The sequence below is a fragment of the Baaleninema sp. genome, assembly GCF_049974805.1.
GTDB lineage: Bacteria > Cyanobacteriota > Cyanobacteriia > Cyanobacteriales > Geitlerinemataceae > Baaleninema.
Genome location: NZ_JBNGCO010000001.1, coordinates 1 through 20,745, shown reverse-complemented (window position 1 = coordinate 20,745; position 20,745 = coordinate 1). Strand labels below are relative to the sequence as shown.

Annotated in this window: 17 protein-coding genes; 10 read left to right on the top strand and 7 right to left on the bottom strand. The window is 55.3% G+C overall.

Annotated elements, in window-relative coordinates:
- Window positions 1–125: 125 nt before the first annotated feature.
- The 3 genes from ACP5D4_RS00085 to ACP5D4_RS00075 all read left to right on the top strand — a co-directional run bounded on the left by ACP5D4_RS00085 (window position 126) and on the right by ACP5D4_RS00075 (window position 4,275).
- Window positions 126–2,231 carry a tetratricopeptide repeat protein gene (locus ACP5D4_RS00085; protein WP_428009570.1) on the top strand — a complete coding sequence of 702 codons (2,106 nt, stop codon included), beginning with the start codon at window positions 126–128 and terminating at the stop codon, window positions 2,229–2,231.
- 43 nt (window positions 2,232–2,274) lie between these two features.
- Window positions 2,275–3,327: a tetratricopeptide repeat protein gene (locus ACP5D4_RS00080; RefSeq protein WP_428009569.1), complete on the top strand. Its 1,053-nt coding sequence runs from the start codon at window positions 2,275–2,277 to the stop codon at window positions 3,325–3,327.
- A 264-nt stretch (window positions 3,328–3,591) separates the two neighbouring features.
- Window positions 3,592–4,275, top strand: coding sequence for an ATP-dependent Zn protease (locus tag ACP5D4_RS00075; protein WP_428009568.1), 684 nt, complete (start codon window positions 3,592–3,594; stop codon window positions 4,273–4,275).
- Window positions 4,276–4,299: 24 nt separating this feature from the next.
- Here the strand turns inward: ACP5D4_RS00075 and ACP5D4_RS00070 are convergent, their stop codons facing one another.
- The 3 genes from ACP5D4_RS00070 to btpA all read right to left on the bottom strand — a co-directional run bounded on the left by ACP5D4_RS00070 (window position 4,300) and on the right by btpA (window position 8,173).
- Window positions 4,300–5,994, bottom strand: a complete 1,695-nt coding sequence (locus tag ACP5D4_RS00070) for a glycoside hydrolase family 13 protein (protein ID WP_428009567.1) — start codon at window positions 5,992–5,994, stop codon at window positions 4,300–4,302.
- 338 nt (window positions 5,995–6,332) lie between these two features.
- The gene (locus ACP5D4_RS00065) at window positions 6,333–7,280 is read right to left on the bottom strand and encodes a vitamin K epoxide reductase family protein (protein WP_428009566.1); all 948 of its coding nucleotides are present in this window, start codon (window positions 7,278–7,280) and stop codon (window positions 6,333–6,335) included.
- Window positions 7,281–7,321: 41 nt separating this feature from the next.
- The gene (btpA, locus tag ACP5D4_RS00060; RefSeq protein ID WP_428009565.1) at window positions 7,322–8,173 is read right to left on the bottom strand and encodes a photosystem I biogenesis protein BtpA; all 852 of its coding nucleotides are present in this window, start codon (window positions 8,171–8,173) and stop codon (window positions 7,322–7,324) included.
- A gap of 291 nt (window positions 8,174–8,464) precedes the next feature.
- Between btpA and ACP5D4_RS00055 the strand changes: the two genes are divergently transcribed.
- The 6 genes from ACP5D4_RS00055 to ACP5D4_RS00030 all read left to right on the top strand — a co-directional run bounded on the left by ACP5D4_RS00055 (window position 8,465) and on the right by ACP5D4_RS00030 (window position 16,722).
- Window positions 8,465–9,400, top strand: a complete 936-nt coding sequence (locus tag ACP5D4_RS00055; protein ID WP_428009564.1) for an SGNH/GDSL hydrolase family protein — start codon at window positions 8,465–8,467, stop codon at window positions 9,398–9,400.
- Window positions 9,401–9,717: 317 nt separating this feature from the next.
- Window positions 9,718–10,881, top strand: coding sequence for a DegT/DnrJ/EryC1/StrS family aminotransferase (locus ACP5D4_RS00050; RefSeq protein WP_428009670.1), 1,164 nt, complete (start codon window positions 9,718–9,720; stop codon window positions 10,879–10,881).
- A 55-nt stretch (window positions 10,882–10,936) separates the two neighbouring features.
- Window positions 10,937–11,830, top strand: a complete 894-nt coding sequence (gene crtB, locus ACP5D4_RS00045) for a cyanoexosortase B (RefSeq protein WP_428009563.1) — start codon at window positions 10,937–10,939, stop codon at window positions 11,828–11,830.
- Between the two features lie 50 nt (window positions 11,831–11,880).
- Window positions 11,881–12,669: a cyanoexosortase B system-associated protein gene (locus ACP5D4_RS00040; protein WP_428009562.1), complete on the top strand. Its 789-nt coding sequence runs from the start codon at window positions 11,881–11,883 to the stop codon at window positions 12,667–12,669.
- An 11-nt stretch (window positions 12,670–12,680) separates the two neighbouring features.
- Entirely contained in the window at window positions 12,681–14,348 is a 1,668-nt protein-coding gene (locus tag ACP5D4_RS00035) for a polysaccharide biosynthesis/export family protein (protein ID WP_428009561.1), read from the top strand.
- Between the two features lie 139 nt (window positions 14,349–14,487).
- On the top strand, window positions 14,488–16,722 hold the full coding sequence (locus ACP5D4_RS00030) for a GumC family protein (protein ID WP_428009560.1): 2,235 nt from the start codon (window positions 14,488–14,490) through the stop codon (window positions 16,720–16,722).
- Window positions 16,723–16,797: 75 nt separating this feature from the next.
- Here ACP5D4_RS00030 and psbV2 read toward each other — a convergent pair whose 3' ends face one another.
- From psbV2 to accD, 3 genes are all read right to left on the bottom strand, one after another.
- Entirely contained in the window at window positions 16,798–17,325 is a 528-nt protein-coding gene (gene psbV2, locus ACP5D4_RS00025) for a photosystem II cytochrome PsbV2 (RefSeq protein WP_428009559.1), read from the bottom strand.
- Window positions 17,326–17,411: 86 nt separating this feature from the next.
- On the bottom strand, window positions 17,412–17,903 hold the full coding sequence (gene psbV / locus ACP5D4_RS00020; RefSeq protein WP_428009558.1) for a photosystem II cytochrome c-550: 492 nt from the start codon (window positions 17,901–17,903) through the stop codon (window positions 17,412–17,414).
- A gap of 118 nt (window positions 17,904–18,021) precedes the next feature.
- On the bottom strand, window positions 18,022–18,957 hold the full coding sequence (accD, locus tag ACP5D4_RS00015; protein WP_428009557.1) for an acetyl-CoA carboxylase, carboxyltransferase subunit beta: 936 nt from the start codon (window positions 18,955–18,957) through the stop codon (window positions 18,022–18,024).
- A gap of 196 nt (window positions 18,958–19,153) precedes the next feature.
- Here accD and ACP5D4_RS00010 point away from each other — a divergent pair, with 196 nt between their 5' ends.
- Entirely contained in the window at window positions 19,154–19,582 is a 429-nt protein-coding gene (locus ACP5D4_RS00010) for a hypothetical protein (protein WP_428009556.1), read from the top strand.
- A 35-nt stretch (window positions 19,583–19,617) separates the two neighbouring features.
- On the opposite strand, the gene ACP5D4_RS00005 is transcribed toward ACP5D4_RS00010, so the two are convergent.
- Window positions 19,618–20,439: a prepilin peptidase gene (locus ACP5D4_RS00005; protein WP_428009555.1), complete on the bottom strand. Its 822-nt coding sequence runs from the start codon at window positions 20,437–20,439 to the stop codon at window positions 19,618–19,620.
- Window positions 20,440–20,745: the final 306 nt, after the last annotated feature.

Here is a 20,745-nt window from a genome sequence, read left to right as displayed (position 1 = left end):
CGTCGCGACGATCGAAGACGAGGTAGACTACGGGAAACTCTCGCACGATATCTTTGACAATATCTTTGACAATAGAGTTCAAAAGAGTTCAAAAGATTTCAACGGTTGGAAAGAGGGGATAAGGAATGAGTTGGGCGCGGTATCCGACAGGTTGGGCTGTAGCGATGGCCTCGATCGCCTTAATCGCCGGAAGTTCGATGGCGCAAGTCGAACCGACGGAACCGACTGAGGAACAGAACGGACAAACGGAAACGCTTTCGGAGGAGGAACGGGAGGAGTTAGAGGCTTTTCGCGATCGAGAATTCCTGCGGGAAAACGTCGAACGCAGCCTAGCCGAAAGTACGTTTTTGCGAGATCGCATCGACGAGGAAATTGAAGACGCCATGGCCGCCAACCGGCCGCCAATTACCGCCCTGTTCGTGGTGTTGGCGTTGTTACCGATTCTCGGGGCGATCGCGGTATGGTTGATTCTCAATCGCTTGGAAAATCGAGCCGCCGCCTACGCCCAGGAACTCGAAAGTCTCAAAGCTGACGCCATGTCGGAGTTAACCTCCTTGGTGTCCGAGGCGCAAACGGTTCTCGACGAAATTCAACATAAAATGGAAGTTCCGCTTCCGGCTGTCTCGGCGACGGCGACGCCCCCAGTACAGCGCCATCGCGACGATCGATTTCTGGAGGAAAACCCCGCCGAAGACCCCACTCCACCCCCTCCGCCGCCACGACGCGCGACGGTGTCCGACGGACGGGAACTGTTACAGGAGTCGTCGGAGTCGGGAGAGGAGATTCTCGAAGACTCTTCGACTGAAGCACTTCCCCCCCAGGAAGAGGTGGCGAGTCTCCTTGAAGATCCTGAAGCAGAGGAGGTTTCTGAGAGCGATCGCATCCTCACTGACGAAATCCTCGAAGAGGAGGAAGACTCCGAGAGCGATCGCATCCTCAGCGACGAAATCCTCACAGACGAGGAAAGCCGCGAAGAACCTGAAGAGGAGGAAGAATTCTCACAGCGCGATCGCATCCTCAGCGACGAAATCCTCACAGACGAGGAAGAGGAAGACGAGGAAGAAACCCTCTTCGACTCCCCCAACCCTCACAATATGAGTTTGCTCTTCGAGGAAGAAGCGGAAACGCCCCAAACCGTCCGAGAAGCCCCGCAACCCGAAGATCCCCAACGATTGAGAGCCTTGTTCCACGAGGAAGAAGAGGACGCGGACGTTGAAAATGAGAAAGATCTCGAACCTCAAGACTCCGTAAACGGAACCACCCCCCAATCCTCCACGACCAAACGGATTCCACCGCCGCCCCCATCGGGAACGCCACCCCGCGACGACGAAAGCGCCCGAGAATTTTGTCGCCAGGGGAACGCGCTGTTTTTCAGCCAGCGATACGCCGAATCGATCGAAGCTTACGATCGCGCCCTCGCCTTAAAACCGGATTACCATCAAGCCTGGAGCAATCGCGGTAGCGCCCTGTTCCACCTACAACGCTTCGACGCCGCCATCGAATCCTACGATCGCGCCTTGGAATTCAAATTCGACTATCCCGAAGCCTGGAACAACCGAGGCGGCGCCTTGACGAAACTGCGCCAGTTCGAGGAAGCCCTCACCTCTTACGATCGCGCGGTACAACTCAAACCGGATTACGTGGAAGCCTGGAACAATCGCGGTTTGGCGTTGATGGAACTGGGACAGTTCAAGGAAGCGATCGCCTCCTACAACCGCGCCGTCAAGCAAAAACCCGACTACGCCGAAGCTTGGAACAATCGCGGTTTGGCTCTCGCTGCAACTAACCGCCACGAACAGGCGCTTCCTTGCTACGCCAAAGCCGCTCAAGTCAAGCCAGATTACGCGGAAGCCTGGAAAAATCGCGGCGCGTCTTTACTGGCCTTAGAACGGGACGAGGAAGCCCGCCAGTCCTACGTTCGCGCTACGGAACTCACCCCCAACGACCCGGCGGCGTGGTTCTATTTCGGTCGTCTCCTGGCGAAACTTCAAGAGTACGAGGAGGCCATTTCTGCGTTCGATCGGGCCACGGCGATTCAACCGAACGCCCCCGACGTTTGGTATAACAAAGCTTGTTGCTATAGCGTTGGCGGCTTTGTCGCTCCGGCGATCGCTGCGTTAGAAGAAGCTGTTCGTTTGGCACCCCATCCGTATCGAGAACAAGCGAAAACCGATCGCGCCTTCGACGGAATTCGGGAAGACGAACGGTTTAAAACCTTGATTTACGAATAATTTATCCATTTTTTACGGACTCATCCCAACACAGGTAAGGCTTATGAAACTTCAACACGCTTCGCTTTTCCTCCTCTCGACGCTTTTGGTGTCCGTCGAAGCCGCCACCGCCCAAACTCCCCCTGATACCGCCCCCACCGCCCCCCAACCGGAAACGGTGACGCCGCCTCAACCCACTGCAACGCCGACGCCGATTCCGCAACCCCCCGCCCCTCCGGCCGCCGTTCAAACTGCACCCGCCGCACCCGCCCCCGCTGCGATCGATCGCTCGGAAATCGAAAGAATTGTTGAAGAAAGTCTCGAAGATAGCGATGCCGTCCGCGACGCCATCGACAACGCCGTAGACGATAATTTTTCGTGGACTTTTAGCCTGCTGAATATTCTCCTGTTGTTGTTGATTCTCTTCCCCATCGTCGGCATTATTTTGCTGTGGACGATGCGCCGCAACGCCATCGACCAAGTGGTTGAAATTGTGGAAGACCGCCTCAGTCACGATTTGAAAGATGAAGTCAGCCGCGAGTTAAAAGCGGAATTCGAGACTCGTCCGTCTCTTCCCGACGGGGGCGGCGCGTTAGCGACTCAGGAACCGGGACAGTTGAAGGATATGGTGTCGATGGCGTTGTCGGTACAGAACGTCATGGACAACGCCCGCCACACCATCGAAAATTCGATGGATTTACAGGAACGGTTGGGAACTCGCCTCAAGGATGTGTTTGAAATGCACTTGCGTCAAGGGCGGGAACTGGCGGCGGCGGGTCAACATACGGAAGCCCTGGCCGCGTTCGATAAAGCGATCGAAATCGATGGCGGCCATCCCTTACCGTTCTGCGAACGGGGCGCGGTATACGCCCAACTGCAACGGTTTGAGGAAGCTCTCTCTTCTTACGATCGAGCCATTGAAGTCAGTCCTGACTTTCCCAACGGATGGTACGGAAAAGCTCGCTGTTTCGCCCTCGTCGGTTACGGCGAACAAGCGATTGAAAATCTGAAAAAGGCCATCGAACTCAATTCTGAGTTGAAAGCCCAAGCGCAATCGAACCCGGATTTCGCCTCGATTCGCGAAAATGAATGGTTCCAAACCGCTGTCGTCGGCTAATTCTACCGTCGGGGCGTCGTCCACAACGCCCCGACGTCAACCCTCGATTTTCTTTGTTTTAAAAAAAACTATTACAATTTACAAAAAAAAATGACATTCTACGCAAATTCCTGTATAAGTCTCCAGATCCCCGGCATCTTGGAGATGCCGGGGATCTGATGCAACCCTCGATCGAACTGTCTATTTTCTTTTTTTTTAAAAAACTATTACAATTTACGACAAAGTATTGACATTAACGCAAATCAAGTATAAAAAATCGGTTTTATGAATCCACTCTCTCTCAACATCTTAGCCATCGGCATTTTCAGCATGACCATGCTTACCCTTGTCGGTCCGATGGTGAACCTTTCCCCCGTCGTTCCCGCCGCTACCGTATTCGTCATTTTGGGACTGGCGACGGTAGACACCTTGGGCTTTAACGGTCAAGGAACGATGGTATTACTGGATTGGCTGGGGAATACCACCAGCGATCGCCGCGATCACATCGTCCGTCACGAAGCCGGACATTTCCTCGTCGCCTATCTCCTCGAAATCCCCATCGCCGACTACACCCTAAGCGCCTGGGAAGCCGTCAAACGGGGCTATCGCGGCTACGGCGGCGTTCAGTTCGACGACGCGCATCTCCTCGAACAACTGCAACAGGGTACCATTTCCGCCCAAACCCTCGATCGCTACGCCAAAGTCTGGATGGCGGGAATCGCCGCCGAACAACTCCACAACACCCACGAAATCGGCGGAGACAACGATCGCGTACAACTGCGTCAAATTTTCAAACAACTCCGTCCCGCCGTCACCGACATCGTACAACGAGAACGCTGGGCAATTTTCCAAGCCAAAACCCTCATTTCCACCCATCAAGACGCCTACAACGCCCTCGTGGAGGCCATGACAGAAGGTCGCAGCGTCGCCGAATGTTGCCGGGTTTTGGATGAAGAGATGATGGCATGATGGGGGAATGGAGGGAGCGGTGGGTTAAACCTTTCGCAAGACCAAGACCTCGAAGGCTTCTAAGGTTTCAGGAAGATCGATCGCCGTTCCCGTTTCCTCTCGAAACGGCTCCGTTCGATTGTCGCGAGCCGAAACCAAAATTTCCCATCCCGTGCGATCGATCGGAACGTCCAGGGTCAGCGGCTTTTTAAACGAAAAATTAATGGCTACCAACACCGTCTCGCCGTCCGTTTCCCGCAAATAGGCTAAATGCTCGTGGGGATAGTGAATTAACGTTTGCACCCGCCCCCACAACAACGCCTCGCTGTTGCGACGGACTGCGATGAGCCGTCGGTAAAAATGCCACAACGATCGCTCGTCCTTTAGCTGCGCCGCCACGTTCACCTCTTTATAATTGGGGTGAACGGGCAACCAAGGTTGAGGATTTTTCCCGAAACTAAACCCCGCTTGCGGCGAATCGTCCCACTGCATCGGCGTCCGCGCCCCGTCCCGCCGTTCGGGAACTTCGCCGCTTTCGGGATTCGGTGCGATCGCCTGATCCCGCGACAGTTCCAAGGGAATATCGTCGTAGTCCACCATCCCGATTTCCTGACCGTAGTACAACACCGGCGTTCCCCGCACCGTCAGTAACAGCGTCGCCGCCGCCATCGCGATCGCCATCGAATCGACGCACAAACTACAGTCTACCCACCGCGAAAGATGTCGCGGAATGTCGTGATTGTCCCAGAAATACACCGGTTGCGCCCCTTCCGGCGTCAGGAGTTCTTTGCGTTCGATTTCCCCTTGCAAATGACCGGGATACCAGGGACTAAACGCAAACTCGAACGTAAACGGTAGATGCAACTCGTCATGATTGACGCCGTAAAACGCCACGGACTCGTAAAGTCGGTTGTCGATGAAGGTTTCGCCGATGAGGAGGCGATCGTCGTATTCATCGATAATTTGCCGGATTTCGCGGACGATTTCGTGGTTTTCCGGTAAATTTTTCTCGTAGAGGTGATGGTAGTTGTTATAAGCGTTTTTGTCGCTGGAGGCGAATTTTCGCGGATTGTCGCGGAAGTATCGGTCTTTGCTATAGGCACTCGAAGCGTCTAAGCGAAACCCATCCACGCCGCGATCGAGCCAAAACCGCACGAGATCGAACACCGCTTCTCGAACCTCCCGATTGCGCCAGTTGAGATCCGGTTGGTTGGGGTTGAACGTATGAAAATAATACTGGTTCCGTTCCTCACAAAACGTCCAACCCGAACCGCCGAAATAGGACAGCCAGTTATTGGGCGGATTGTCTTTATAACCTTCTTGCCACAAATACCAGTCCGCTTTGGGATTCTCGCGGCTCGATCGCGACTCGAGAAACCAATCGTGTCGGTCCGAGGTATGGTTTAGCACCAAATCTAAAATGATTTTGATGCCGCGCTGGTGTGCTTTTTCGAGCAGTTCGTCAAACTCCTCCAAAGTCCCGAACATCGGACAGATTTCCCGATAGTCGCTCACGTCGTACCCGTTATCGACCATCGGAGATTTGTTAATCGGAGAAAGCCAAATGGCATCGACGCCGAGGGATGTTGGACTGTTGGGATTGCCGTTGTTTAAATAGTCCAAGCGTTCGATAATTCCCCGCAAATCTCCCACGCCGTCGCCGTTACCGTCTGCGAAGGTGAGGGGATAAATTTGATAAATAACACCGCGATCCCACCATTTTTTACGGCCGCAATTCATATATTTTTACTTATTCTCTACGGTTTTAATTATCCATATTTTTTGGATAAAACGCAGTCAAAAATTAATAGAAGCTTGAAATACTTTACTTAAGTTTGAATTTTTCAACTTTTTGCAATCTATAAATTCTATCTAAAGATAGATTAAAATGCTGACCCAAATTGCTAATTCTAATTGATAATTATTTCTTTAGATATTCTTCAGATCCCCGGCATCTTGAAGATGCCGGGGATCTAGCCCAAACTCCTCAAAAAAAACTCCTCAAAAAAATCTCAAAATTGAAGACAACGCCGCTACGAGAGCAATTTTCCGGTCGATTTTCACGGTAGAAAAGGCCGCTACATCACCGATCGCAGCGAATGGCGAAAGTCTGTATTTCCCGTATAACCGGATAACTGAGCCAAATCCTCTAACTCCCGAACCCCTTCGTACAACTCCCCGTTAATTTCCCACGTCGGATAGGCGCGAATTCCCGCCGAACGACAAACCTGGGGTTTCCCGTTGACCCCGCGCGGGTCGCATTCAATATAGTCCACCAGTTCAAAAGCTTCTCGTCCGAATAGCTGCTTCTGACTATAACAGTGGGGACACCAGTAGGCCCCAAAAGTCCGCGCCCCAATTTCCCGTAAATATCGCGCGAATTCCACCTCAGCGGTTCCCGACTCCGTAGTGACGGCGGGAGGGGCTTGTTTCGTCCCGGCGACGGGTTCTGGCGCAGCCGCCACAGTGGGGGAAACATTCGCGTACAACCCCGTGACCCCGACGAGGGTGACAATCCCCACCAACAGACTCGCAAACAGCGGTTGTCCCGCGTCTTCCCAATCGCGGCCGAACACCGCCAGTCCGAACAAACTAAAAGAAAAGAGGGCTGACGCGAAGCAATAGGGGCAGAACTCCTGAAATTCCGTGACTAATAAATAGCTTAAATAGCCGCTAAAGGCGGCCATGACTGCGCCACCGACGAGTAACGCCCATCCGGTGATTCGATCGACTCGATCGCGACGGCGGCGGTTCTCCTGCGGGTCGAAGGAATAGGGCGCGAAGGCGAAAATCGTCATCGCTGCGTATCCCAGGAAGCCGAACACCGTCAGCGGAAGTCCGAAAACGGTAGCGTAGGGGCTAGTCAACACGCGATCGCACCCTTCCGTCGGACAGATGGCGGCGACGTTGTTCGTCAGCTTCACCACCGTTAACACCGTGGTTTCCAAAGCGCCCAACAGGGCGATCGATCCCATCAACGGGCGAGACCAGCGATAAAAACGATCGATCGAACGTCGGCGAGTCATAGCGGTTCTCCGTAGGATGTTTCCCGAGTTTTTCAGCTTTTTTAAGACGGCACTTTTTTATAGGACGGAGACGGAGCGATGGAACTATTGCGATCGACGCTGTTGTGAGCGGCGTCTACAAACTGACCGACGCGAATCGGATCGATCGGGGCTTCGATGTTGCCATGTCGCTTCAAGGAACTCGACACGATCGCCCCATCCGCCGCTTGCATCAATTCCGAAATATTTTCCCAAGTGGCGCCGCTGCCAATCAAAACCGGCTTGTTGCGGGCGGCGTGTTTCGCCAGTTCCAAATCTTCCAAACTCGGCGGCATCCCCGTGGCCATTCCCGAGAGAATGACACAATCTGCCAAACCCCGTTCGATGGTTTCGCGCACCGTCAAAGTGAGACTGGGGGTTCCCAAGGGCTGGGCATGTTTGACCAACACGTCCGCGAAAATCTGCACGTCGCTGCCCAGTTCTCGGCGGTAGCGCATCAGATCGTGAGCGCAGCCTTCAATAATGCCTTGATCCGTCACCATCACCCCCGTCAAAACATTGACGCGGATGAATTTCGCCCCCACGCAAGTAGCGATCGCGAGGCTGCTGTGGGCGTCGTTGCGGAGGACGTTCACGCCGATGGGAATCGTCACGATACCGCGCAACCGTTCCACGATCGACGTCATGGCGCTGACCACCGCCGGATCGACGCGGGAGTTCGTAAAGGGCGCGTCGAAGAAGTTCTCAACGATGATACCGTCTACACCACCGGCCGCGAGGGCGGCTGCTTCGCGTTCGGCTCGATCGATCACCGCTTTCAGACTCCCCCCCCATCGCGGCGAGGAGGGTAACGGCAATAAATGTACGACTCCAATAATGGGATTGGGGGTTTTGAAAATCTGCTCGAAGTCCACGTTTTTGCTTGTCTCGGAGTCAGTGACTAGGGGTGTTCGATGAAAGTGCTAACAGAAGCGGCGACCGACGACACTGTCGCTCGGTCACGGGAAGAGGGCGCGTCTCGGCGGTTCGCCCGTCGGGTCGCCCCTCGGGTCGGATGCGATCGCCCTGTGCCTTACGGATATCCGTCGAGGCGATCTCTCAACGAGATCGATTTCGAGCGAACTCGGCCCGTCTTATATGGATTATAGGGGGTTCAGTGTCGCTCGTTTAAACTGTAGGAGGTAGGACGACAGGAGAAAACGCCCTTGAAACTCGCGTTGGTGGTACTGTTAGCGATTGCGGGATTGGCCGTCGCCATCGAAATCGGCTTGCGAGTATTGTTTGGTTTTGGCAAACCGCCATTGTACGTCGCCGACGACACCATTGGCTATCGTTTGGCACCCAACCAACAGACCCGCCGTTTGGGAAATCGCATCGAGATCAACCGCTATTCCATGCGTTCTGAGGATATCGCACCAACTCCCAATCCCGATACCTTGAGGGTTTTACTTCTCGGGGATTCGATCGCCAACGGCGGTTGGTGGACCGACGGAAACGAGACGATTTCCGCGATTTTACAACGGCGTTTAGCCCCGATTTCTCCCGTCGTAGAAGTCCTCAACGCCTCCGCGAATTCCTGGGGACCGCGCAACGAACGCGCCTATTTGGAAAAATTCGGCACTTTTGGCGCTCGTGTTGTTGTTTTATTAATCAATACAGACGATTTGTTCGCCAGTGCGCCGAGTTCGCTGAAAGTGGGGCGCGATCGCAGCTATCCCGATCGCTATCCGCCCCTAGCTTGGGTGGAAGTTCTCTCCCGCTACGTTCTTCCCGCCCCTCAATTTCCCGAATTCGAGAACGCCGCCCCCGAAGAAAAAGATATCGTCGGCGCTAATTTAACGGCGATCGAACAAATTCACGAGCGATTACTCGCCGACAACGTTGAATTTCTTCTCGTGATGACGCCCCTCAAACGAGAATTAGGAGAACCCGGATCTCGCGATTACGAAATTCAAGCCCGCCAACGCTTGTTACAACTGACCCAAACCCTTCAAATTCCCTATATCGACTTTCTTTCTCTCTTCAACCAACAGGATTCGATCGACTCCCTTTATCGAGACCACATCCACTTAAGTCCCTTCGGAAACGAACTCGTTACCGCAGCGATCGAACGCCAAATTCAAGAGAATCTCAATCAATAAACCCATCAATATCCCTTTTTTTGATACTCATAAAAAACTATTTATAAACATAAAAAACAATATTTTTTGAATTGAAGCAACCAATTCAATCGGGTATTTTCTCGAGCTATTTTGCAGTTAAATTGGCTAAAATTTAGGGATTAAAACTCTCCATTTCCTCCGTATTTACGAACCAAATCCCTTCAACCCGTCTCTTCAAACCCCCTGAAACCATCCCGTCAAATTTTTAAAAAAACTTTAAAAAACATCGCCCCAACTGCCAGAATCTCCGAGCTACAGTTGGGAAAGGACTGTCCCAAAAAATGGTGTTACCCCTGATGAGTCAACCCCCCACCCCCGTCCCGTTCGTCGATTTACACGCCCTGCACCAACCCCTACAAGAGAAAATCGAGGCGGCCGTGCGGGACGTACTCGATCGCGGCGACTTCATCCTCGGACGAGCCGTCAAAGCCTTCGAGCGGGATTTCGCCAGAACTTGCGGCGTCGAATACGGCATCGGCGTCGCCTGCGGAACCGACGCCATCGCCCTCGGACTCCGCGCCTGCGGCATCGGAACGGGGGATGAAGTCATCGTTCCCGCCAACACCTTTATCGCCACCCTCATCGGCGTCTTACACGCCGGAGCGACCCCCGTCCTCGTCGATTGCGATCCCAACACCGCCCTCATCGACCTAGAGGCCGCAGAACGGGCGATTACGCCCCGTACCCAAGCAATTCTCCCCGTTCACCTGTACGGACAAATGGTGTCTCCATCAGGTTTACAAGCCCTCGCCGAAAAACACGACCTGCTGATTTTTGAAGACGCCGCCCAAGCCCACCTCGCCCAGCGAGAAGGCTATACCGCCGGGTCAGTGGGAACCGCCGCCGCCTTTAGCTTCTACCCCAGTAAAAACCTCGGCGCAGGTGGCAACGGGGGAATTACCGTTACAAACAACAGCCCCATCGCCGAACGCCTGCAAGCCCTGCGGAACTACGGCGCCCCTCAAAAATACGTTCACGCCTATCGCGGGACGAACAGCCGCCTCGATACCCTACAAGCGGCGATTCTCAACGTCAAACTGCCCCATTTAAGAGACTGGAACCGCCAGCGCAACCAAGCCGCATCCCGTTACGATCGACAGTTGGAATCCTTACGAGAGTGCGGTATCGTCCCCCTGCGGAACGACAGCCAAGGCGGTCACGTCTATCACCTCTACGTCCTGCGCGTCACCGACGAGTCGCCTCTGACGCGGGACGAACTGGCCGCCGAACTCGACCAACAGGGCATTCAAACCGGCATTCACTACCCGATTCCCTGTCATTTACAACCCGCGTATCGAGACCTCGGTTACGAGGAAGGGCGTTTTCCCCATTCCGAGACCCTATCCCGTCAAATTCTCTCCCTGCCGATGTATCCCGGCTTGAGCGAGGCGCAGATCGATCGCGTCGTGGGGGCGATCGAAACCGCCGTTCGCCATCCCGTCGCCACCGCTGGCTCGTAAACTTGAAGAAAACCGCATCGCACAACCCTCCTAACAGTTGGTTGAGACCTCGGTTATGAAATTACAAACGACCCTCAAAACCTCGTTCGATCGCTACCCCAGCGAACTCATACTCAGCGTTCTGCTGGCGTTGATGTACCTGCCCCTCATCGCCCACTGGTACGACGGCTGGCTCAACAAAACCATCAGCCTCGAACACGAATACTTCAGCCACGGCATCATCGGCTTGCCCTTCGCCGCCTATATCATCTGGACGAAACGCGATCGCTGGCGAGACCTCGACGATCGCTTCAACCCCCTCGGCGCCGTCTTACTAGGTTTGGGTGGCGTCCTGTACGTCAGTCGAATGCCCGATTTCGTCAACCTTTCCTTTCCCATCGTCCTCGCCGGATTGTCTCTGGGATTAAAAGGTCATCCCGGCTTTAAACTCATGGCGTTTCCCTGGCTGCTGGTGTTGCTGGCGACGCCCAACGACCTGCCCTATCTCATCGCGCCGTTTTCCGAACCCCTACAAAGCTTCATCGCCGGAACCGCCGGATTTATCCTGACCCAATGGGGATTGGACGTGACCGTTCAAGATATCCTACTGCTCGTCGGCGGTCGCGTCGTGGAAGTCGCACCCCACTGCGCCGGGTTCAAAATGCTGTTTACCACCCTTTACGTGGCGTTGATGCTGCTGTATTGGACGGGTTCGTTGAAATCTAAAAAAACCACGGTCGTCTTTTTACTGTGCGCCGTGGCGATTAGCGTCATCACCAACATTTTGCGAAACACCTTCCTCACCCTGTTTTACGGAACTGGACGAGACGAGTTGTTTCACTGGCTACACGAAGGCTGGGGCGGCGACGCGATTTCCGCATTTATGCTGTTAGCCTTGATTCCAACCCTGGCGGCGATCGAACGATTGCGCGAGGCTCTGTCCGGTTCCGATACCATCGAGTCCGTGTAGCCTAGAAGCAATTCTCGAAGACCGCTTGCTGTTCGTTGTCAAAGCTAATCGTGGAAAAATCCGCCCCGTTCCCTAAATTTCTCCGGCGATCGTCCCCCTTTGCCCTCGCGGCGATCGTCCTCTTCCTCCTGCTGTTGCTGGCCGTCGCCATTCCCAACTACATCCGGGGACAACTCCCGTTTCGCGAAGCCCAACCCGCCGAACTGAGTGGCTTACAAAAACTCAACGACACCGGACTCGAACTGTCCGGATGGACTACCGTCGACCTGAGAACGGTAAATTTAGGATCGGGGGCTTGGGTCATGCAAACGCTCATGTGGGACGATCCCGCCAGCCTTCCTTACGATCCCGGCCAGGCGACGGTGTTGCTGCACCCTCAAAAAGGACACAGCGGCACGCGATCGCAGCCGCAAATGGAATGGACCGACATTCGCGGCTTGGGGAACGCTCAAGGAGAGTGGAAAGAAGACAACCAACGTCAGTTCCAGTTTGACGCCACCGCCGACGACGGCACCGAAGCCACCGTGACCGTGCGATTTTTCCGAGGCTGGACCGCTCAAAAAACCTACGCCATCGCCCAATGGTACGCTTGGGAAACGGGGGGACATCCCAGCCTGACGCGCTGGTTTCAAGCCGACCGTCGGGCGCGGTTAGACGGTCGCCGAGAGCCTTGGGTGGCGGTTTGCGTGATGACCCCCATCGAACCCTTGGGGGACATCAAAAACGCCAGACCGCTAATTGAAAGTTTGGCGTCGCGGGTGCAAAAGGCGTTGATGGACAAAGCGTTTGTCGAGCCGTCTCGAACGCTGTCCCCCTCCACGGGGAACCAACGGTCTTGAGGAATCGCTGCATGGGAAAAGGGCAACCCAAATCGAACTGGCGATCGCTCGTGGCAGTTCTCACCGAAGCCGTCCTGTTGACGCTGTGGGGATTGCCCCTAACTGAGGCGATCGCGCAAACCGAAACGGAACTCGTCCCGCCCGATCTCACCCGATCTGAAAGCGAAGACGAGGAGGACATCGACCTCGATGCCATTCCCTCAACCTTACCCGTTTGGACGCGCCTACAGCTATCCGGTGAAGTCCAACACCGCCAGATGGTGGAGTACCTAGAAGAACAGGTGCGCCAGCGCCTCGTTCGCCCCCTCACCCCTCCAGACTTGTCCCCTCTGCTTCCCGAGGAGGACAGCCGCCGCGGCCCTATCAGTGGTGAAAACTGGGACGTTTATCGCCTCGCTCCCGGCGACGCCCTCTCCGTCGTCGTCCAACCGCCTTTTCAAGACCTGACCACCAGCGCCGAAATATCCTTTCAAGGGACGATTTTCATGCCGTTGCTGGGGACAGTTTCTTTACAAGGGCTGACGGTGGAAGAAGCCACCCAAAAACTGCGGCAGGAACTGAATAACTACGTCGTCAACCCGGACGTACAAGTGGTGTTGGCCTCCCCCCGTCAAGCTCAAGTGACGGTGACGGGAGAAGTAGCCCGTCCCGGCTTTTTCCCCATTCCCCCCAACGCGCCCCTGGTGCAAGCGATTCTCAACGCCGGAGGCGTCACCATCGATGCGGACTTGCGCCGGGTCACCGTCCGGCGCACCCTCGGCGACGGCAGAACCCTCACTCAAAGCCTCGATTTGTACGAACCGCTCATCGAAGGCACGGCAATTCCCGATTTACGCTTGCGAGACGGAGACGTTATCGTGGTTCCCCGCCGCGATCGCACCTTTGCCGGAGACTACAACCGCCAAGTCATCGATCGATCTGCCTTGTCGGCGCCCCAACAAGAACCCATCGCCGTCACCGTCATCGGCGAAGTCGCCCGACCGGGATTTTACGACTTTCCCCCCGTTCCCCCGCCAGCCATCGATACGGCAATTCTGGCCGCCCAAGGAACGAAAGTCACCGCCAACCTGCGCCGCACGATCTTGCGACGCACCCTCGACGACGGAACGACCCTCGAACGGGAAGTGGATTTGTTTTCGCCTCTGGTATTTGGCGAAGCGTTACCGGAAATTTTGCTCGAAGACGGGGATGTGGTGGTCGTTCCCGAACTGACTGCCGAAGAACGGGAAGCCTACGAACTCGACCTAGCGGCTCGATCGACCCTGGCACAAGAACAAATCATCGTGCGCGTTCTCAGTTATCCTAGCAATGCGGCCAGCACCCAAGCGTTACCAAACGGCAGTACCCTGGCCGATGTTCTCAGCGGCGTTCCCCTCAACGCCGCTCGCTTGAGTCGCGTCGCCGTGATTCGCTTTGACGAAGACCTCGGAGAAGCCGTCACGACCCATTACGACGGACGAGAAGCAATTTTGGGCAATCCCGAAGAAAATCCCATCCTTCAGGATAAAGACGTGGTGGTGGTCGGCCGCAACTTTATCGCCTCCTTGGGGAATTTCTTAAATAACTTTACGCAACCGTTCCGCGACGTTCTCGGATTTTTGCTGTTTTTCGACCAACTCTCGAACAGTGCCGATAACCTGTTCCGTCCGACGGGAACTGACAACAATAACAACAATTAACAAGAGCGATCGAATCTCAAGTCTGCCCTCGACAATCGCCCGTTCTCAGTACACCATCGTCCTGAAGAGGGTCGATCGCGTACCCCAAGCCATCGCGTATCGCTTAAGATAAAAATAGTTGCACGCAGGTAGATCGATCGTGGCTCCTTCTATCGTCAAACGGTACGGTATTGCATTCGCCAAGTATAAAATCGCAGGGTTCGGCGTCTTTGCCCTAGCCGTTGGTGTGGCGGGATTGATGGGATTGCAAGAACCACCGCCCCCCAACTACAAAGCCACAGGGGTCATGAATTTGAACGAACAACCTGTGATTTTGTCCGAAACCGGGCCGGCCATTCAAGAACAAGGACAACAAGCTTTAACCCAAGACTATCTCATCGACGACACGACCGCCGAAGCGGTCAGCGAACAACTCGGCGTCAATCCGAGAAAAGTCAAATCCGCCCAACTCCGTACCCCTGGCGAGGAGCAGCCGAAATTTTACCGCCTCATCTATACCGATTCGACTCCCGAACGAGCCAGCGCGGTGGTTAATTTGTTGATGGAAATTGCCGTCGAGAAAAGCTACCTCCTCAATACCTCTCGCCTGCAAGCCCTCATCGATGCCTTGAACGAGCGGCTGCCTGACGTCCAACAAGACCTCCGAGAAGCCGAAGACCGCTTGGTTCAGTTCGATCGCGTCCAAGGGGCAGCCATTACCCTAGCCCAAGACGGATCGATCGTCGCGCAGATTCGCGGCAGCCAAGAGCAACAAGAGCAACTGCGATCGAAAATCGAAGAAATTTCCGGTCAAATGCAAAGCCTCGAGCAACAGTTGGGGTTGAACGTTTCCCAAGCCTACGCCGCCTCCGCTCTCAGTCGCGATCCCATTCTCGGTAACTTGCGGGCCCAACTCCATCAAGTGGAAACTCAACAAGCCATGCGCGGACAAACCCTGCGGCCGCAACATCCGCAAATGGTGGAATTACAGCGTCAACTCGAGGGATTGGAACGACTGTTCGCACAACGGGCTTCTGAAGTCCTCGGCGGTGAAGGGATCGTCACACCGTTGTACGACAGTCAGGCCATTCGGCAAGCCAGTAGTCTCGACCCCATGCGGCAAGAGATGGCCGCTAAATTGGTACAGTTGCAGACTCAACGGGATACCCTAACGCGCAGTTTGACCCAAGCCGAGCAGCGCGAACGGGAGTTGAAAGCCACCTACGCCAACTTACCGGATTTGCAACTCGAGCGCCAACGGTTACAGCAGGAGGTGATGTTGAAGAAAACCCTCTCCGACCAATTACAAGCGCAACTGGTGGATGCAGAAGCGGCGAAAGCTGAAACGGTAGGTAACTTGGCGATCGCTCAGGAAGCGCAAGTCGTCGAACAAACCGAAGAGCCGCCCAACGTGGCCATGTTGGTGCTGCTCGGGGGCGGCGTAGGACTCGCGGCCGGTGGCGCGTTGATTTTCTTACTGTCAGCCCTCGAAGGTAAGTTTTACACCGTTGAAGAGGTGCGTGCCGCGCTACAGGAGCGCGATTTACTGGTGTTGGGGACGCTGCCCCATATCCCCACCGAGGAGTTCGGCGACCCGAACCAACTGCCCGTTATCGTGGCGCCCGATTCGCCCTATTTGGAGTATTACGAGCGCTTCCGCAGCAACTTGCGGCGGGTAGAAGGGGGAGCGCCGAAAGTGGTGCTGGTAACGAGTGCTAAAGCCGGAGAAGGCAAGACCTTTACGGCGTACAATTTAGCCATCGCCTCGGCGCGCGCCGGGAAACGGACGCTGCTCGTGGAGGCGGATTTGCGATCGCCCTCCAACGCCGATTCTTTGAAAGTCGCCCTCGACCCTCAGAGCCAGTTGGAACCCTTACGCCACTATCGGGATTTCCAAAGCGGGATGCGCTTCGTTCCCCAAGTGGCCAACCTCTACACGCTTCCCAGTCCCGGCCCGCAACAGCACGCGGCGGCGATCGTCGAATCGAGCGAGTTACGGCAGTTGCTCAACCAAGCCCGCGTTCAGTTCGATTTCGTGGTGGTAGACTCGCCCTCTCTGAGTCAGTGTAACGACGCACTCTTACTCGAACCTCACACGGACGGTATGATTCTCGTCGCGCGTCCGGGGGTGACGGAAGGCGGCTTGCTGGCAGAATACGCCGAAATGCTCGAAGAAGCCGAAGACCGAGTTCGGGTGTTGGGCGCAGTGATTGACGATGCCGATATTTCGGTGGAATTCCCCGCCCACCTCTTGGAGGCCGAAGAGGTCGAGATGACAGAGTCGGAAATGCCGTTTTACGATTTCTGGGACACCGAAGAATTGGAAGAAGAGTTTCCCAACGGCAAAACAAGCCGTTCGACCGTGCCGCAAGACGTACCCTCCCGCCGTTCGTAACTGCGGGCGTTTGGCGGAAGCCAGGTCTCCGAATCGGGAAATGTCCTCCCGTTGGATTCCCCCATCTCCCGATTGTTAAAACTTAGAGGGAACCGTTCCCCATCCGGGGACTTTTTCCGCCGCGCTCAAGGTAAAGGCAGCCAGTTCTTCGAGTTGTTCGCGAGAGAGCCAGCTTTCGGGGACTTCCCGACACCAGACCGTCGGTTCCGACCCATCGTAGGTCATGGGAAAGCGCATAAACTCTACAAACCCCTCGATATTGTCCCGAGGGGGCGTGGCGCCGGCTAAATCATCCGTGGTTAAAGAAACCGGCGGAAACGGCAGCGTCAACCCGTTAGAGTGACAGTAGGCGCAGTTTTCCATAAACAGTTCCCGGCCTCGGGTGAGGGCTTCTCCGTCAAACTCGCGGGTGTGGCCGCTGGCATCAGCTTTCACCGCTGCCGGGCCGTCGGACACCAAGTACCGTTTCACATCTCGATCGACTGGCCCCGCCTCTGCTGGAGACGCCGCCAAAACGAGACTGCTACAAAGCAAGAGAACCGCGAACAGGTGACGGAACCATCCCGTCAGCGCCATCGCGGTCGTCGGCAATCGAAAAGACATACTCTAAAATGTAAATTTTTATGACTAACATCAGATCCCGGTGTCCGAACGCGAACACCGGGACAGCCCTATCGAGGCAACCGGTTTTAGTTATAAACCTTGCCGCCTCCCCACATCACACCGCGCAGCTTGGGTTGAATCAAGATGTGACCGGCGATGTCGAACAAGTCTTCGTCCGTCAGGTTTCTCATTTCGGGGAAGATATCCGAACTCGAGGTGGCCGGGTGCAGCTCCGAAATATCGGTTTCGCCGTCGTAGGTGGTGGGATGTTTCATGTAATCCACTAGAGCTTCGACGTTATCGCGACGGGGCGTCGCCAAGGCCAAATCTTCCAGACCCAGTTTCACGTTGGGGTTAGTTTTGGTAATCCCTTGGGGATGACACTGAGCGCAGATATCCCCAAAGAGACGCTGGCCGCGAGTGGCTTGTTCGAGGCTTAACGTCACGGTGTCTCCCTGTTCGTTCAAGGGAACCGTGCGCGTTTCGGCGTCGAGATCCAAAGCCATCGCACTATTGACAAATATTTGAAACGCAAAGAACACTGTGGCTACGGTTAGCCCAAAAACTCTTTTTAGCATAGTTTTCCTCTAAAACTTGTTGACTTATCCCACGGCAGAGCCGTGGGACGCCCGATTTGGCGAGCATTTTGTCAATATGAATATCATGCCAGAGTCCGGCAACTTTGGCGCGTCGGTCTTAGGGATTTGTCACGGTAGAGGGAACGTCGATTTCCGAAGTCCCAACGTGGCTGAGGTGGCCGTCGAAGGCTTCGGGAGGGGTCGCGTGCAAGCGCATCAATCGGGCTAGGGTCTCTTTCAGTTGCGGTCGAGGCACGATCGCATCGACGAAACCGTGGTCGAGTAAATCTTCGGCGCTTTGGAAGTTTTCCGGTAGTTTCTGGCGCAGGGTTTGTTCGATGACGCGGCGTCCGGCAAAACCGATGGTGGCTTTGGGTTCGGCCAGAATAATATCGCCGAGCATGGCAAAACTGGCGGTGACGCCGCCAGTGGTGGGGTGCGTGAGAACGGGAACGTACAGCAAGCGAGCGTCCCGATGCCGCTGTAGCGCCCCGGAAATTTTCGCCATCTGCATCAGGCTCAACATCCCTTCTTGCATTCTGGCACCGCCGGAGGCGCAGACGATAACTACGGGACGGCGTTCTTGAGTCCCGCGTTCGACGAGGCGGGCGAGTTTTTCACCGACGACGGACCCCATGCTTCCTCCCATAAAGCGGAAGTCCATGACGCCCAAGGCCACGGGGCAACCGTCGATTTCTCCCAAGCCGGTTTGTACGGCGTCCTTGAGTTGAGTTTTACCTTGATATTCGTTGAGGCGATCGCGGTAGGCTTTGCGATCGCGGAAACCGAGGGGATCTGTCGGACGGAGGTGTTCGTCGAGAGGCTGCCAGGTGTCGCGATCGATCAGTTGCTCGATTCGCTCCTCGCTAAAGATCCGAATGTGATGTTCGCATTCGGGACAGACCATTTGGTTCGCACGCAGGTCTTTGGTATAGGTCAAAACCCCGCAGGACTCGCACTTCGTCCACAGTCCTTCTGCGATTTCGCGTTCCTGTTGTTTTTGACCCATTGAGTTTAATTTGCGCCGGTCTGCAAACCAATCGAATAGAGACATGAAGTTTCTCGGGATCTTTAACGAATCTTCGCGATCTTATAAAAAGTGCGATCTTAGATACAGATCGCATCCTATCAAATTCCGGTGTCGAAAGCACCTCCACTGTGTCAGATCGCAATCTGGGAGCGACTCTCGATCGACCCTTGGAAGGCTGCGATACCGTCAAATGAAGAAAAATTGTCTTGTTGGATTAGAGATGATGAAACGTTACGGGACTTCGTTCGCACTCCCTCGACTCAAACACGCCGCCATGCCCTTCGCTGTGGCGGCGGTGCTGTTCGGCAGTCTGACAACACTTCCGGCTGCTGCCAACGTGACGCCGCAATTCGACTCTCGGTTGGCAGAAGCTGAAATTTCTCCGATGGATCTCAATCGGGCTAAAAACTACGCCCGTCAAGCGGCCGAACAAGCCAACGGTGGCTTAGGGGAATACCGCGCCGAACCGGCCATGCACGGCCCGTCTGCCGATTCTCCTTACGACATCAACGAAGACGGCACGATTACCTTTACCTTCCTCGGACGGGCGCCGGAATCTCAAACCTACACCGTCGAAAGCGTCGTCACCGTCGATCCCGAGACTTGGCAGGTGGAAATCGAATATAACGGCCCGATTCAGGAGTCATAGTCATGGCGTGATGGGGGCATGGGGCTTGGTTGGACTCACGTGACTAGGCTGGGAAAAAATAGCTCGAGATAGCCTCGCACGATCGCGTCTCCCCAGAGGGCAGCGATCGCGCCGCCGAGGGCGAGAAACGGTCCGAAGGGCATCGGTTGCGATCGACCCAGCCAACCCAACGCCATCGCCAAACCGCCGACGCACGCCCCCACCGCACAGCCGAGAAACCCGCCTAAGAGCATGAGCTTCCAGCCCAACCACGCCCCAATGGCCGCCGTGAGTTTGGCATCTCCGGCGCCCATCGCTTCTTTTTTAAATGCAACAGATGCCACGAGACGAATGGCATCGACGAGCCAAACGCCCACCACGGCGCCGACGACGCCCGCCATCAAGCCTTCGATGGGAGCGCCGTTTTGCCACCCCACAGCGGTTTGAAACACTAAACCCAACACGACCGCCGGTTGGGTGATGGCGTTCGGAAGGGTCATGGTATCGAAGTCGATGAGTGATAACACCAACAGTCCCGTCAGAAACAGCCCGTAGCCGAAGGCGGTCAGAGACAGTCCGTACAGCCAAAATACAAGAACGAACAACAACCCCGTTATGGTTTCGACGAGGGGATAGCGGGGAGAAATGGGGGCGCGACAGTGGGCGCAGTGTCCCCGAAGCCACAGCCAACCCAATACGGGGACGTTTTCTCGCCGTCGGAGACGATGGCCGCAGCGAGGACATCTCGAGGGCGGCCACAGTAACGACAGTCCGGCGGGAAGGCGATACACTACCACGTTGGCGAAACTCCCCACGGACGCGCCGAGGGCGAAAACGATGGCATAGGCGGGAAAGGTCAGCCAAAATTGTGACAACATCTTTGAGAGCGAACAGTCAACAGCGAACAGTCAACAGCGAACAGTCAACGATCCGACTGACCGAAAATTAGGGGTTTCAAGCCCCGCCCTTCCAGGGCGGCATTTAAAATGCTAAACTGAGTTCAGTCCGGTGCAGGGTGAATTCGTCGGTAGCCCAACCCGATTTCGGGATTCATACGACCATTGCGACATCGGTGCAGAGGTGCGAGAGACCTCTTTAAAAACGCAAGCACTCAAAAGAGTCGCGAGTCCAGAAAAGTCAAGCATTTGCTCAAATGCTTTCTAACGTACCGTGGGGCGCACGGA